The organism is Pseudomonas sp. A0308 (assembly GCF_044218815.1).
GTDB lineage: Bacteria > Pseudomonadota > Gammaproteobacteria > Pseudomonadales > Pseudomonadaceae > Aquipseudomonas > Aquipseudomonas iridis.
The window spans coordinates 3,572,898-3,587,633 of sequence record NZ_CP162581.1 but is presented as its reverse complement, the minus strand read 5'-3'; the positions used below and the strand labels follow the sequence as shown (position 1 = coordinate 3,587,633).

The 14,736-nt window shown below is 59.8% G+C and carries 14 protein-coding genes; 5 read left to right on the top strand and 9 right to left on the bottom strand.

What is annotated here, in order from left to right:
- The first annotated feature begins 3 nt into the window (after window positions 1-3).
- The 5 genes from exbD (at window position 4) to AB4P92_RS16460 (ending at window position 5,947) form a co-directional block, all read left to right on the top strand.
- The gene (gene exbD / locus AB4P92_RS16480; RefSeq protein ID WP_042561763.1) at window positions 4-432 is read left to right on the top strand and encodes a TonB system transport protein ExbD; all 429 of its coding nucleotides are present in this window, start codon (window positions 4-6) and stop codon (window positions 430-432) included.
- Window positions 429-1,175: an energy transducer TonB gene (locus tag AB4P92_RS16475; protein ID WP_042561764.1), complete on the top strand. Its 747-nt coding sequence runs from the start codon at window positions 429-431 to the stop codon at window positions 1,173-1,175. Before exbD ends, AB4P92_RS16475 begins: the two co-directional genes overlap by 4 nt.
- Window positions 1,176-1,452: 277 nt before the next feature.
- Entirely contained in the window at window positions 1,453-2,382 is a 930-nt protein-coding gene (locus AB4P92_RS16470; protein ID WP_042561765.1) for a hydrogen peroxide-inducible genes activator, read from the top strand.
- A gap of 9 nt (window positions 2,383-2,391) precedes the next feature.
- The gene (gene recG, locus AB4P92_RS16465; protein ID WP_047304172.1) at window positions 2,392-4,467 is read left to right on the top strand and encodes an ATP-dependent DNA helicase RecG; all 2,076 of its coding nucleotides are present in this window, start codon (window positions 2,392-2,394) and stop codon (window positions 4,465-4,467) included.
- A 79-nt stretch (window positions 4,468-4,546) separates the two neighbouring features.
- Window positions 4,547-5,947 (top strand): aminoacyl-tRNA deacylase and HDOD domain-containing protein, encoded by a 1,401-nt coding sequence (locus tag AB4P92_RS16460; RefSeq protein ID WP_047304175.1) that lies wholly within the window; start codon window positions 4,547-4,549, stop codon window positions 5,945-5,947.
- 90 nt (window positions 5,948-6,037) lie between these two features.
- Here the strand turns inward: AB4P92_RS16460 and AB4P92_RS16455 are convergent, their stop codons facing one another.
- The 9 genes from AB4P92_RS16455 to AB4P92_RS16415 all read right to left on the bottom strand — a co-directional run bounded on the left by AB4P92_RS16455 (window position 6,038) and on the right by AB4P92_RS16415 (window position 14,520).
- Complete coding sequence (locus AB4P92_RS16455; protein WP_395597893.1) at window positions 6,038-6,421, bottom strand: SCP2 sterol-binding domain-containing protein; 384 nt, start codon at window positions 6,419-6,421, stop codon at window positions 6,038-6,040.
- A 240-nt stretch (window positions 6,422-6,661) separates the two neighbouring features.
- Window positions 6,662-7,033: a hypothetical protein gene (locus AB4P92_RS16450; RefSeq protein WP_395597892.1), complete on the bottom strand. Its 372-nt coding sequence runs from the start codon at window positions 7,031-7,033 to the stop codon at window positions 6,662-6,664.
- 10 nt (window positions 7,034-7,043) lie between these two features.
- Complete coding sequence (locus tag AB4P92_RS16445; RefSeq protein ID WP_395597891.1) at window positions 7,044-7,544, bottom strand: hypothetical protein; 501 nt, start codon at window positions 7,542-7,544, stop codon at window positions 7,044-7,046.
- A gap of 44 nt (window positions 7,545-7,588) precedes the next feature.
- Entirely contained in the window at window positions 7,589-10,039 is a 2,451-nt protein-coding gene (locus tag AB4P92_RS16440; RefSeq protein WP_395597890.1) for an alpha/beta hydrolase, read from the bottom strand.
- 9 nt (window positions 10,040-10,048) lie between these two features.
- Window positions 10,049-11,443: a TIGR01777 family oxidoreductase gene (locus AB4P92_RS16435; RefSeq protein ID WP_395597889.1), complete on the bottom strand. Its 1,395-nt coding sequence runs from the start codon at window positions 11,441-11,443 to the stop codon at window positions 10,049-10,051.
- Window positions 11,444-11,510: 67 nt separating this feature from the next.
- Window positions 11,511-12,878 (bottom strand): lysozyme inhibitor LprI family protein, encoded by a 1,368-nt coding sequence (locus tag AB4P92_RS16430; protein WP_395599678.1) that lies wholly within the window; start codon window positions 12,876-12,878, stop codon window positions 11,511-11,513.
- A gap of 20 nt (window positions 12,879-12,898) precedes the next feature.
- The gene (locus AB4P92_RS16425; protein WP_261735519.1) at window positions 12,899-13,360 is read right to left on the bottom strand and encodes an XAC2610-related protein; all 462 of its coding nucleotides are present in this window, start codon (window positions 13,358-13,360) and stop codon (window positions 12,899-12,901) included.
- 9 nt (window positions 13,361-13,369) lie between these two features.
- The gene (locus tag AB4P92_RS16420) at window positions 13,370-13,795 is read right to left on the bottom strand and encodes a hypothetical protein (protein ID WP_261735518.1); all 426 of its coding nucleotides are present in this window, start codon (window positions 13,793-13,795) and stop codon (window positions 13,370-13,372) included.
- 47 nt (window positions 13,796-13,842) lie between these two features.
- A complete protein-coding gene (locus AB4P92_RS16415; RefSeq protein WP_200612710.1) occupies window positions 13,843-14,520 on the bottom strand; it encodes a lysozyme inhibitor LprI family protein in 678 nt (225 codons plus the stop codon).
- Window positions 14,521-14,736 lie beyond the last annotated feature (216 nt).

The window sequence follows — 14,736 nt, the reverse complement described above, 5'->3', positions numbered from 1 at the left end:
GCCATGGGCCTGCATTTGAAAGAAGGCGCAGACGACGATCTGGCCGAGAACCACGAAATCAACGTTACGCCGTTCATCGACGTGATGCTGGTGCTGTTGATCATCTTCATGGTGGCCGCGCCGTTGGCCACTGTGGATATCAAAGTCGACCTGCCCGCCTCGACCGCCAAGCCGGCGCCGCGGCCAGAGAAACCGGTGTTCCTCAGCGTCAAGGCTGATCAGCGCCTGTTCCTCGGCGAAGACGAAGTGAAGCCTGAAACACTGGGCGCCACCCTCGACGCCAGAACCAAAGGCAAAAAAGACACCACCATCTTCTTCCAGGCCGACAAAGGCGTGGATTACGGCGACCTGATGAGCGTGATGGATAACCTGCGTGCCGCGGGTTACCTGAAGGTCGGTCTGGTCGGGCTCGAGAGCGCAGTCAAAAAATGATCACGACGCGCCATAAGCTGACGCGTTACAGCGGTAGCCTGGCCGTGGTGCTGGGCGTTCACGCGCTGGCCATCGCGCTGGCGCTGAACTGGACCACCCGCCCGCCCATCGAACTGCCTCCCCAGGCAATGATGGTCGAGCTGGCTCCGGTTCCAGCCCCGCCACCGCCAGCTCCGCCAAAAGTCGTCACCCCGCCGCAGCCACCGGCTCCGGTTGAAGAACTGCCAATTCCGAAACTGGCCGAAGCACCGAAAGCCGAAATCGCGGTGCAGAAACCAAAACCGAAGCCAAAGCCTAAACCGCCGAAGCCTGTCGAGAAAAAGCTGCCCGATCCGCCCAAGGAAAAGCCTTCCGAGGAAAAACCGGCCGACACACAACCGACTCAGGCGCCAACGGAGAAATCCGCTCAACCTGCGCCAGGCCCGTCGCCAGCCCAGATGGCTGCCAAGGCCAGCTGGCAAGGCACCCTGCTTGCGCATTTGGCCAAGTACAAAAAGTACCCGCAAAGCGCACAGGCTCGGGGCAAGGAAGGCTTGAATCGTCTGCGTTTCGTGGTTGATGGCGAGGGCAACGTGCTGTCGTTCGAACTGGTGGGCCGCTCCGGCAACGCCGATCTGGACCGGGCCACCCTGGAAATGATCCGCCGCGCACAACCCCTGCCCAAGCCGCCGGCCGACATGTTGACCAATGGCTCGATTGAAATTGTTGCGCCGTTTGTTTACTCGCTGGAACGCCGTCGCTAAGACACACCGCAATACCTGTGGGAGCGAGCCTGCTCGCGAAGAGGCCGTGTCAGTCCGCATATTTTTTCTGGCACACCGCTTTCGCGAGCAGGCTCGCTCCCGCAGTGGCTATCCGCAAGCCGATAGATCCAGCCAAAAAGGCACTGAAAGGTGCCTTTTGCATATCTATGCACGGCAAACCGGCATTGCCCTGTGTCGCACTCCTCCCTCAGTCTGATAACGTGCGTCTATCGATTGCAGCCGGTATGCTTGGCCCGCATCTTCATGGACGCTTGCTATGACCCTCACAGAATTACGCTACATCGTCACCCTCGCCCAAGAGCAGCATTTCGGCCACGCCGCCGAAAAATGCCACGTCAGCCAACCGACCCTGTCGGTGGGCGTGAAGAAACTTGAAGACGAACTCGGTGTGCTGATTTTCGAGCGCAGCAAGAGTGCCGTGCGTGTGACGCCGGTCGGCGAAGGCATCGTCGCCCAGGCGCAAAAAGTACTGGAACAGGCCCAAGGTATTCGCGAGCTGGCCCAGGCCGGCAAGAACCAGCTGACGGCTCCGCTGAAAGTCGGCGCGATCTACACCGTTGGCCCGTACCTGTTTCCACACCTGATTCCACAACTGCACCGGGTCGCCCCGCAGATGCCGTTGTATATCGAAGAAAACTTCACCCACGTGCTGCGCGACAAACTGCGCAACGGCGAACTCGACGCGATCATCATCGCCTTGCCGTTCAACGAAGCCGACGTGCTGACCCTGCAACTCTATGACGAGCCGTTTTACGTCTTGATGCCAGCGCAGCACCCGTGGACCCAGAAAGAAACCATCGACGCCGGCCTGCTCAACGACAAGAGCCTGTTGCTGCTCGGCGAAGGCCACTGCTTCCGCGATCAAGTACTGGAAGCCTGCCCGACCCTGACCAAGGGCAGTGACGGCGCCAAGCACACCACGGTCGAATCCAGCTCGCTGGAAACCATTCGCCACATGGTCGCCTCCGGTCTGGGCATCTCGATCCTGCCGTTGTCGGCGGTCGACAGCCACCACTACGCCCCGGGCGTGATCGAAGTGCGGCCCTTGTCGCCGCCGGTGCCATTCCGCACCGTGGCGATTGCCTGGCGCGCGAGTTTCCCACGGCCCAAAGCCATCGAAATTCTCGCCGACTCCATTCGCCTGTGCTCGGTGGCCAAGCCAGCGGCACCGGTTACAGCCGGTTAAGCGAGCGTCATGACAGAGCTGTCGCAAGTGTCGGTGACGGCACTCAAGGGTGTCGGCGAAGCCATGGCCGAGAAATTGGCCAAGGTCGGTCTGGAGAATCTTCAGGACGTGCTGTTCCACCTGCCACTGCGCTATCAGGATCGCACCCGCGTGGTGCCGATCGGCCACTTGCGACCGGGACAGGATGCCGTGGTCGAAGGCACTGTCAGCGGCGCCGACGTGGTCATGGGCCGTCGCCGCAGCCTCGTCGTGCGCTTGCAGGACGGCACGGGCGGCCTGAGCTTGCGCTTCTACCATTTCAGCAACGCGCAGAAAGAAGGCCTCAAGCGCGGCACGCGCATTCGCTGCTACGGCGAAGCCCGGCCCGGTGCGTCGGGACTGGAGATCTACCACCCGGAATACCGCGCCATCACGGGCGACGAGCCGCCGCCGGTGGATGAAACCCTGACCCCGGTCTATCCGCTGACCGAAGGCCTGACCCAAGCGCGCTTGCGTCAACTGTGCATGCAGACCTTGACCCTGCTCGGCCCGACCAGCCTGCCCGACTGGCTGCCGACCGAACTGGCCCGCGACTATCAACTCGCGCCACTGGCCGATGCGATCCGCTACCTGCACAACCCGCCCGCCGATGCCGACGTCGACGAACTCGCCCTCGGTCATCACTGGGCCCAGCATCGCCTCGCCTTCGAAGAACTGCTGACGCATCAACTGTCGCAGCAACGTCTGCGCGAAAGCATGCGTTCCCTGCGCGCGCCAGCCATGCCGAAAGCGGAAAAACTGCCGCCCAAATACCTGGCCAACCTCGGCTTCGCCCCGACCGGCGCCCAGCAGCGGGTCGGGAACGAAATCGCCTACGACCTCAGTCAGCACGAACCGATGCTGCGGCTGATTCAGGGTGACGTTGGCGCGGGTAAAACCGTGGTCGCCGCCCTCGCCGCGCTGCAAGCGCTGGAGGCCGGGTACCAAGTCGCGTTGATGGCGCCGACCGAAATCCTCGCGGAACAACACTTCATCACCTTCAAGCGCTGGCTCGAACCGCTGGGCATTGAAGTCGCGTGGCTGGCCGGCAAGCTCAAAGGCAAAAATCGCGTCGCCGCGCTGGAGCAAATCGCCAGCGGCACGCCGATGGTGGTGGGCACGCATGCACTGTTTCAGGAAGAGGTGAAGTTCAAGAACCTCGCGCTGGTGATCATCGACGAGCAACACCGCTTCGGCGTGCAGCAACGTCTGGCTTTGCGGCAGAAAGGTGTCGGCGGGCGCATGTGCCCGCATCAACTGATCATGACCGCCACGCCGATTCCGCGCACGTTGGCGATGAGCGCCTACGCCGACCTCGACACCTCGATCCTCGACGAATTACCGCCCGGGCGAACCCCGGTCAACACCGTGCTGGTCACTGACACTCGCCGCGTCGAAGTCATCGAACGGGTCCGTGGCGCCTGCGCCGAAGGGCGTCAGGCCTACTGGGTATGCACGCTGATTGAAGAATCCGAAGAGCTGACCTGTCAGGCCGCCGAAACCACCTTCGAAGACCTCACTGCCGCTCTTGGCGAACTGAAAGTCGGGCTGATCCACGGCCGCATGAAACCCGTCGAGAAAGCCGCGGTGATGGCCGAATTCAAGGCCGGCAACCTGCAATTGCTGGTCGCAACCACGGTGATCGAAGTCGGCGTCGACGTCCCTAACGCCAGCCTGATGATCATCGAAAACCCGGAGCGCCTGGGCCTGGCGCAACTGCACCAATTGCGCGGCCGCGTTGGCCGAGGCAGTGCGGCCAGCCATTGCGTGCTGCTCTACCATCCGCCGCTGTCGCAGATCGGCCGCCAACGCCTGGGCATCATGCGCGAGACCAACGACGGTTTCGTCATCGCCGAAAAAGACCTCGAACTGCGCGGCCCCGGCGAAATGCTCGGCACCCGTCAGACCGGTCTGCTGCAATTCAAAGTCGCCGACCTGATGCGCGATGCCGACTTGCTGCCCGCCGTGCGCGACGCCGCCCAAGCCTTGCTGGAACGCTGGCCGACCCACGTCAGCCCCTTGCTCGACCGGTGGCTGCGCCACGGGCAGCAATATGGCCAAGTGTGAGCACCGTCGCAGTTTCTGACAGCCTGCTCTTACAGAGCTGGTTATACTCCAGCACTTGTTTCAAAAACGGATCCAGACCATGACCGAAGCTGCTCTCGCCACCGAATCCCCGCACGCTCCGTCTGTTATTCGGCTGCTGCTGGACAAGCTCGGGATCGCCTACGAAGAAGTGCTCGACCACCACGGCCTGAATGCATCGCGCAAGGTCCAGGCCGTGTTGCTGGACGACGCTGTCGGTGCGCTGATGGTGCTATTTCCACAGAGCCAACTGCTCGATCTCAATCGTCTCGCCGAACTGACGGGCCGTCGTCTGACCGCCGTGTCGACTGAGCGCCTGCAAAAAATGCTCGGCAAACACAGCCTGAGCCTGTTGCCAGGGCTGCCGGCGCTGACCAGTTCGCCATGCCTTTACGAAGAAAGCCTGCTGCGCGAGCCGAAGTTGCTGATCAACTCCGGCGAACCGGGCGTGCTGCTGGAAATCACCAGCGAACACTTCAAGACCATGCTCACCAAGGCCAGCGCCGCCAACTTCGGCGAGAACCTGACCAGCATTCGTCCGAACCTCGACCGCCCGGATGACGACCGCAAGGAAATCACTCAGGCTGTGCAGGCGTTCACCGCGCGACGCATCCAGCAGCGACTGGAAGCAACCATCGAAATTCCGCCGCTGGCCGAAACCGCACAGAAGATCATCAAGCTGCGCGTCGACCCGAATGCCACCATCGACGACATCACCGGCGTGGTCGAAACCGACCCTGCGCTGGCCGCGCAAGTGGTGAGCTGGGCGGCGTCGCCGTACTACGCCTCGCCGGGCAAAATTCGTTCGGTGGAAGATGCGATCGTCCGCGTGCTCGGTTTCGATCTGGTGATCAACCTCGCGCTGGGCCTGGCCCTCGGCAAGACATTGAGCCTGCCGAAAGACCACCCACAACAAACCACGCCGTACTGGCAGCAATCGATCTACACCGCCGCCGTCATCGAAGGCCTGACCCGCGCCATGCCGCGCGCCCAGCGCCCGGAAGCCGGCCTGACTTACCTAGCCGGTCTGCTGCACAACTTCGGCTACCTGCTACTGGCCCACGTATTCCCGCCGCACTTCTCGCTGATCTGCCGTCACCTTGAGGTCAACCCGCACCTTTGCCACAGCTACATCGAGCAACACCTGCTGGGGATCAGCCGCGAACAGATCGGCTCGTGGCTGATGCGTTACTGGGACATGCCGGACGAACTGGCCACAGCCCTGCGCTTCCAGCACGACCCAAGCTACGACGGCGCCTACGCCGAATACCCGAACCTCGTCTGCATGGCCGTGCGCCTGTTGCGCAGCCGCGGCATCGGCTCCGGCCCGGATGAAGACATCCCCGACGCCCTGCTAGAACGCGTCGGCCTGACCCGCGAAAAAGCCAACGACGTCGTCAGCAAAGTGCTTGAGGCTGAAGTCCTGTTGCGCGAACTGGCTTCGCAATTCAGCCAGGCCTAAACGCAAACAGGCCCGCTCCCTCAGGATTACCAAAATCCCTGTGGGAGCGAGCCTGCTCGCGAAGAATCCAACTCGGTCCAACTGCCCGCATCAAGCCTTAGGCTTGGCCTTCCTCGGCTTCAAATACTTCATCAACCCCTGAAACCACATCACCAGCGCCGGATTGCCCTTGATCTGGATCGACTTGTCCTGAATCCCCTGCATGAATGCCAATTGCTTGTTCTTCGCCTGCATCGTGGCAAAACCATACGCTGCATCTTTAAAGGCAATCGCAAACGCCGGCTCTGCCACTGTGCCAGACTTGCTGGTAATCCGCTGATTCTTCACCACGAAATGCCGCGCCACCTTCCCGTCCAGCGTCTGCATCTGAAACACCAGATCCTTGTCCCCCAACTGCTGCTGGAACGCAGGATTTGTCCGACTGGCCTTACCCATCAACAGACCCAGCATCCACAGAAGAAAACGAAATTTCATGCGCACAGCCTCAAAAGAAAAATGAACGGCCGGGGCAGTGTAAGGGATTCGGACGATAACGCCACTATTGGCAAACGTTGGAAGAGGATGCTGTTATTTTCCTGCACGATGACTACCAAGTCACACCTCTCCTACACTTACCTATAAGCATCTACCGGCGCAGCGAACGCCGGCGCAGAGAGCAGCAACGACAGGCTGCCCGCGAGATAGAACTGATTCATCGGGAATTCCCTTTCGCCGTTATCCGGCCTGTTTTTCCGTCAGACAATTTGCGTAGCCATCGGCGAACCTGGCGTCGAAAGACAATTCCACCGGCTCGTCCAGTTCCGCCGAGGTATTGAGCAACACGCGCGTTGCCGGGGTGTATTTGATCCAGCCAATGGTGCCGGTGCCGTCGGTGTCAAAGAACAACTGCGCTCGAACGGTTTCACCGTCATCGTCGTCGATAAGCAGATTGACCTTGTCCTTGCCGACGTACTGAAACGGGAAGTCGCTGCTCCTGACCATTTCGGTGAGGTAGCCATAGCAACTCCCCTCACTGGCAATCGCCGTCATGGCGTAAGGCAAAAGCAGAAGCACACTCAGCACGGGCCGAATGAAAAAACGGTTCATCCCATCATCCTTAATCAAGCGGCGGCGATTCCGCGTCGGTCATGCTCAGCAGCCGGAATTCGTTGTTCACAAACTCGTAGTAGCGATCCCGGTTGACGCTTTCCAGCGAATTCCCCTGGGCATCTTCTTCACCGTCGAGGGTGATGCCGGAAATAAGGATCAAGCGGCTGTCAGGTTGGTAGAGCATGGCGAACGTGCTGCCGTCGTAGGCATTCGGCAGGCCGCCAGCGACTTCTCCGGTTTGTGCATCAAGGACTTCGGCGCAGACGGCACCGCCGCCACAACCCAACGGATTGAGGATGTAATGGCCCGCGAAGTTGACCTTGCCTTTCAAGGCCTTCGCTCGCGCACTGTCCATCACCGGATTGCTGTTTTCCTGCGGCACCAGCGCATGGTGGGGGCCGCTGAAAATTGGCGCGACGAGATAATCCTTGATGTCGGGGTCGGCGGCGAATGCTATTGAAGCGGTGGCCAACAACAGGCTGCCGACAAGAACCGAAAGTCCTTTCACGCTGTAACTCCGTAACTGAAGGCTTACTGGCAAAGGTGATGGTTTCACTTCATATCCTTCGAATTGATCAATTCCAATTCCCCATCCCGATACACCACCTCACACCCCACCCACGCCGGATCAACCTGTGGCATCACCGCCGACGGCTTGCGCAATTCACGCAACAACGTCGAGCCATGCGACAACCGCCCACCCATCCGCGCAATCACCGCCCGCGCAGCTTGATAGTGCGCATGTCGCCCGGGATCGAGCGTGTCCTCCAGCAAAATGTCCTTCCCGAGAACACCCCGCACCTGCCCCGGATAAATCATGAACCCGGTGGCCTGCTCCGATCCTTCACGACCGTCCTGCCAGAAGCTACCGTCGCGGCTGCGAATGTCGAGATGCGGCGCGAACCAGTGCTCGCGATCCGCCGGCGGCATCGCGTGATGCAAGCGGAAGAAGATGCGCATCAGATTGTCGCGATACCACTCGCGCACTTGCAGGTAGTAGCCGCGCAGGCCCGGTAGTCCAGTGGAATGAGCGAGGCGGATCAGCCCTGACCATTGCGGGAATGGCTGGAGCGGCAACTCGCTCGCCGTCGGCCGAGGGGTGGCCGGGTCGGTCTCCCACGGCAATCGATGCGGACTGTTTTCAAGGTTCTCGTACGCGGTCGGCGGGCGCCCGAGCCAGTCGCCGCCACTGCTGGCCAGTGCCGTGGCGATGCACAGGTTGCCTTGCACCACGAACACATAAAACCGGGTGAACCAGTCCGCCAATTGTTGGCCGTCGGCACCTTGGGCGACGAGTTCGGCAAGCTCTTGATCGAAGCGCTGCAAGCCACGCTCAAGGGTCAGCAGATGACCACGGGCAATGCGCTGCATGCGCAGGAACAGCGGCAACGAACGCAGCGTCTTCAGTGGTTGCCACGGCAGATGCGGGGTCGCGCCGCCGACTTCACCGGCATAGTTGCTGGCGCTGATGCCCCAGTCGGCGAGTCGGGCGAGGAACAGGTCGTTGTTGATGTAGGACGCGCCGCCGAACACGGCAGTGAACGGCTCGTTGTCCTGCAACACTCGCGCATCCCACCGCGCCATGATCGCCGGAATACTCGCTGCCGCGCGGCGCTGAGCGTACTCGACAAAAACGCTCGGTTGTGGCGGCAGGATCTCGGCGATGTTGGCGGCGGTGAGGTGCCGGCGCCAGCCGTAGTCACTGATCGGCCGGTATTGCAGCAGCCAAAGTTGCGCGCCGTCCCAGGCCCATTCGACGTCGCCGGGCACGTAGTGGAACACGCGCAGAACGTCTTGCAGAAAGTGCCAGAGCAGGTCTTCGGTCAAGCCGTGGGATGGCGTGAATGTGCCGCTGCGCCACGCATCGCCGAGCCGCGAAAGCGTTACCCGCGAGGGACTGGCGTGACCGTCGGCGAGCGATTCGAGATGGCCTTCAACCCATTCGAGTTCTACCGAGATATGTCGCACGAAAGCTATCCCGGACACTACCGGGGTGATGAAGCGCTGCACCACCACTTCCTCGACGCCTTCAGCAGTCAATTCGGCGATGCGTTTCGGCACATTGGCGGGCGGCTCGCGCAGATAGGTTGTGCTCAAACCGGCATTCGCCGAATCGGCCTGATCCTCGCCATAACTGGAGGAGCGCACCGCCCAGGTCACATCGGGTTGGGCGGCGAGAAACGCAGGCAGACGCGGATCTGCGCAATCGTTGAGCGTCAGTGCCGCCGGCACCGGTTGCCGCGCCAGCTCAGCCAAGCGCAAACGCCCGCCCTTGGTGTGCGCGACAAACCCGCGCTCGCCCGACTCCAGCCACTGCGCGAACTGCGCGGGCGAGTCGATCCACGGGTAATGACCCCAACCGGGTTTGAGGCTGATGGTCAGGTCGGCGCGAGCGAGAATCGCCGACCACGCCGCCGCTTGCTCGATGCCCAGCACGTTGTCCTGATCGCCCCAAACCAGCTCGACCGGATCGGTGATCCACTCCAGCAGCGGCAGCGCAGTATCGGCACGAATCAGATCCCAGTGCGGCACAAACGCACGACAGCGCGCATAGCCGGCGCCCATGCGTTGGTACTGCGCGGGAGTCCAGGTCTGGTTGGAAAACTTGCGCGCGAACAGCGTGGGTTTATTCGACAGCAACCAGTGAATGGTCTTGCGGATCGGCAGCGGCGACATCAATGCCGGCAAGCGACGCTGCCACAAAAACGCCCCGACCGGCGCCAGCAAAACGCTGCGAGAAAAGTGCCCAGGCCGACGTTGCAACGCATGCAGCACCAGCAACGCGTTAACCCCGACCGCCATGATCGCGCTGCCCTGCTCCGTCATCGCCAGCAAGGTCTGCGCGTAGTCCGCCAGATCCTCGCAGGGTGGCTGCGGATTGGCGCCGAAGCCCGGCAACTCCAGCGGCACCACGTCGTAGCGCTGAAAGTGCGGCAACGCATCGTCCCACCAATCGGCGGCGCTGCCGTTGCCGGCCAGCAGGTACATCAAGGGCTTGCTCATGAGCGATCCTCAGGTCAGATCGCGCAGAGCGGCGTCGAGGGTGGGATAACGGAATTTGTAGCCAGCCTCGGTCAAACGCTGCGGCACCACGCGCTGACCGTCGAAGAACAACTGCGCCATCTCCCCCGCCAATGCACGCACTGGCGCGGCGGGAATGTGGAACCACACCGGACGCTTGAGGACCTTGCCGGCCTGCTCGGCGAATGCTGCCTGACTGATCGTTTCGGGCGCGACCATGTTGTAGGTGCCGACCAGACTTTCATCGTCGAAGGCACGGGCGATTACCTGAAGCACATCGTCGCGATGCACCCAGCTCATGATCTGCCGACCGTCACCCATGCGCCCACCGAAACCCAGGCGGAACGGCATCAGCAGCGGCAACAACGCACCGCCGGGGCCGAACACCACACCGAGGCGCAGCACCACCTGACGCACGCCAAACTCAGTGGCCGGTTGCGCGGCGGCCTCCCAACGCGCACAGAGTTCGGCCATGAAACCGTCGCCCTTGCTGGCGTGTTCGTCGAGGCTTTCGCTGGCATCGCGCACGCCGTAGAAACCGATGGCTGAGGCTTGAATCCATAGCGCTGGTTTGTGCTTGGTGTTCTTCAGCCAGGTCATCAACGCTTCGGTGGTGCCGACTCGACTGGCGAGCAGTTGCGCCTGACGCTTGGCGGCCCAGCGTGGGCCGGCGACGGGCGCGCCGGCGAGATTGATCACTACGTCGAAGGATTCGTCGTGGCTGATTTCACTCAGAGACCGAAAACAACGCACGCGACCGTCGAACAGATTCGCCGCTTTCAATGGATCACGCGCCAGCACACTCACGGTGTGGCCGGCGTCGAGTAATTGATTGACCACCGCCTCGCCAATAAACCCGGTTCCGCCGGTGATCAGCACTCGTTTGTAGGCGCTGCCGGTAAACGGGTTGGACTCGTTCGATGCTTTTTCTGGACGGGATTTTTTGCGGTCATGGCGATACAGCCAGACCAGCGGCGGCAACAGCAGCAACAGTGCAAAACCGTCGAGCCACAGATGCGACCAGACCTGTTGTTGCGCCGAGAGCCACATGTCCTGCGGCGCCCATAACAGGATGCCGGCCATCAACCAGCCCCACACCATCGGCGCTTTCGAGCGATTGCCGATGTGCACCAGCGCGAGCATGTACAGCGAATAACTTTGCAGCGTCGCGCCGAAGAGTGCGAGCCACCAGACCTGTTGTTCGTGGCCGGCGGCGGGCACCGGGTCGGCGCCCCAGAATGCCAGTTCGAGAACTTGCAGATAGCCGTCGAGTAATCCGGAATGCCCGGCCCAGGTCAGGGTAAGACCGGCGAGTATGTGCACGATCGCAGCGGCGTATAGCCAGAGCACTAGCGCTGGGCGAAGCGAGGTCGAGGGGGCTGGCATTCCGTGTCCTGAGCGCATTCCTTGGGGGTGGGGAGTTTAAAGGAAAAGCGTGGGGTTTCGGGGGTTGTCAGTAGCAGTAGCTGGGTTTGATTGGTGTGGTGGAGTTTTTCTTTAACTCATCCAAACGATGGATCGATCCTTTGTTTCCCTTTGCCGCGCCCATTTCATAACAGGCCACAGCGCGGGACAAATCCTTGGTCACCAGTTCCCCCCGCTCGAAAGCGGAGCCTAAAGCACCCAACGCGTGGACGCTGCCCATGGTCGCAGCCCGGATCATTGATTCTTCAGCCAACGCTGGATGTTGGCATGAACCTGTCCCAGCCAATGTGTTGCCGTCGCAGTAATAGAGCGAAAGCATCAGTGCGCCTTCGGGCGAAGTAGCCGCTGCAGCTTTGATCAACGCCTCCAATTTATACGTTGGCAACTGCGGCGCCATGCCCGAAAGGCTCAAACTTGCCGCACTCAAACTGGATTCTGGATCTCCGGAACGCGCTGCGCAAAGGTCATTTTCCAGTGACGCCTCGAAAAGCTCTGCGGTGAGACGGTACTGTTCCAGTCCTCCCAAATTACCAAAGGCGTTGGCACGTTGGCGGCAGAAGTTTTCCTCAACACTCAACTTGGGCTTGCTCGCCACTACCAAGTCTTTCTCACTAATCGACCAATCCTCAACCCCCTCAAGCACCCAACATGCCTGACGAGAGAAGTTGAAGATCTTGATATTGCTGTTACCCGCCCGTTTATCCACCACATTGACGTGACTATCATCGACCTCTTCGATCTCGACCCCTAGTGTCTTGCCGGGTGTGATTGCAGCCATCAGCGGATAGTTGAAAGTAGCTCCACTAACACCCGAGGTCGAAGGCTCAAAGGTACTTCGATCCTTTCCCGCTACCGGTTTCAACACCAGCGACTTGACCGTCATCGCAGTCAGACGGCGCTGTGATTCGCTGTTGGCGGAAAACGCAGTCAGGAAAGGCGCGAACTCCTCCGAGGGGCAAGCGTCGCTGGTGGGTGCCGTCGAAGTGCTCTTGTCGGATGCAAGAGCAGGGACGATCTTGTCCAGATACGCCGAGCGCTCGCGGCTCATTCTGGCGATGCACAAGTTGCTGACCGCCACGTAAGCAGGCTTACCCACCTCGATCTCGAATGCCTCCAATGGACAGTTCGCATCGCGCAATTTCAACCACGCATGCTGCGACTCTTTAACCTTCGCCGCGTACTCCGCACCCAACGCCGGATCTGCTCGATAATCAGACTCAAGCCGCGACATCAACTGCTTGTAGCTGACGTTCAACTGCGCATCGGCAGCCTTCTTCGCCGCCTCCGAGCAGGGCACCATTTCCAGGCTTGAGGTGACCTGGCTGCAGTCGTCCTGCGCATAGACCACTGAAACTGGCAGCAGCGCGGCTAGCAGGGTAAAAACAAAACGTTTCAATGTGTTCATCCTTGAGTCATTCAGGTTTTGCGTTTGTTGAATCGGGTGACGCATTGCTTCGGTCTGTTCATTTCCCAGTAAGTGCTGGTTAACGCCTTGCGTTTGCTGTCGACACGGAGATTGACGAAACCATCGCCGCAGTCCGGCTGCAACTCTTCGAACATTCCGGTTCTGGTTTGGTAAACGAACACCCGGTAGTAATCGTAAGTACCCATGCCGTCATCAAGCTGCCAGATCGCGAAATCCTGGGCGCCGTCGAAATTGAAATCGTCTAACTGCACGTGGAGTTCGTTTTCGGCTTCAAAATCGATTGTTCGCGACTCACTGTGCATTTCGCTTTTAACCGCGATGTTCAGCTTGGAGCCTTCGAGAACCAGCGTTGCGTCGACGCCTTTGGCTGGGCTGATGGTGGTGGTTTCGGCTAACGCCGGGATCGTCCACATCAGGCCGAGCAGTGATACCGCTAGAGTTTTGAATTGCATGTACTCGCCCTATTCCCACTTGCAACCGGACTCCAAGGAGGAATCGATGCTGGTATTGAATCCGAAGCTGTACACCTTGCCGTTGGACTGCTTTGTGTAAGACATCGAGACGATCTGTGAGCCTTGAGTCATCAACTCATAGCTACCCGTGACCTTGCCGTTGACGACTTCAGACCAGGTTCTGGTGTGCTGCCAAGGCGCGTCCGGGTCGAGGATTTCGTTCTGGGAATCTGTCAACACGATGGAAATGGGTTCGCTGGATTTGGCGTACTTCACGAAACCACCGGACCATTTGCTGGCTTCGTCGTAGTAGGTACGGAGTTCGAACTTTACCGGGCTCGATTGGGATAATTCGAAGCAAAGTGATTCGGTGGTGACTGCGCTTTGAGCGCCTAAAGGAAATAGCGCAAAAAAGAGAAAGAAAAATTTGTTCATGCTCATCCAAGTCGACGCTTTCGCGCGAATGCTCTGGCTTGTCCGTTTCAACGTCTGCTCTTGTCCGGTGCCAAAGCCAATTGGCGAGCACGCTCTATCGTCGCGCGAATCAGGCAGGCATCGGACCACTCACCGAAAACTGATTTTTGCGATTTCGGGTCGGCCTGGCACTCCGCATCTCGAAATTTCATCCAGGCTCTTTGAGTTTCTCTCAGTGCTTTCTGACCGCTTTCGTCCAGCCGACCCATACGATCCCGATATACAGAATTCAGCAATGCATCCGCGTCAGGAACCATCAGATCAAGAACACCATTTCCCGAGGGAAACCACTCAACGTCCGCCAATGCCTGTTCGCTCTCATTGTTCCAATTGTAGAGGCCGTTTTCTTCGATCTTCAGTGTGGCGGATCGCTGATGGTGATTCGTCGGATCGCTCTCGCTGACCTCCGAGCGATAAACAATTTCCAAATAGATAGGGTCGGTTGTGCGCTGAGGATCATTCAATAGCGTTTGCCGAACAATGGCCCGTTGCTTATTGCTCTCAGTGATCTCTATCGAAAAGCACGGATCCGGCCCAGGACGTTCTGCGGACGCCTTCCTCTCCAGGCATTGATTACGAACCGCCATGGAAGGGGTATCCGAACCGCCACCCACATCAACGACTCTGACAAGCAACCGGACTTCCGGATCCTTGGAAAAGTCGGCCTGAAGGATGGTGGCAATCATCGTGCCCTCAGCCATGACCACAGGCGACAGTGTTGAAAGTAAAAAATGAGGCTGAATCTGAAAATCTGCATTCCTTGGCGTCCGTAAAAAAACTCAGTAATCCGTTCAATTCTGATCGGGCCCGTGACAGAAGATAGAGTCAGACCCGACAAACGGGCCAGATCTATTTAAGTTCTCAACTAAATTCAAAGCGGTCGAGCGCAAAAAATAAATCAG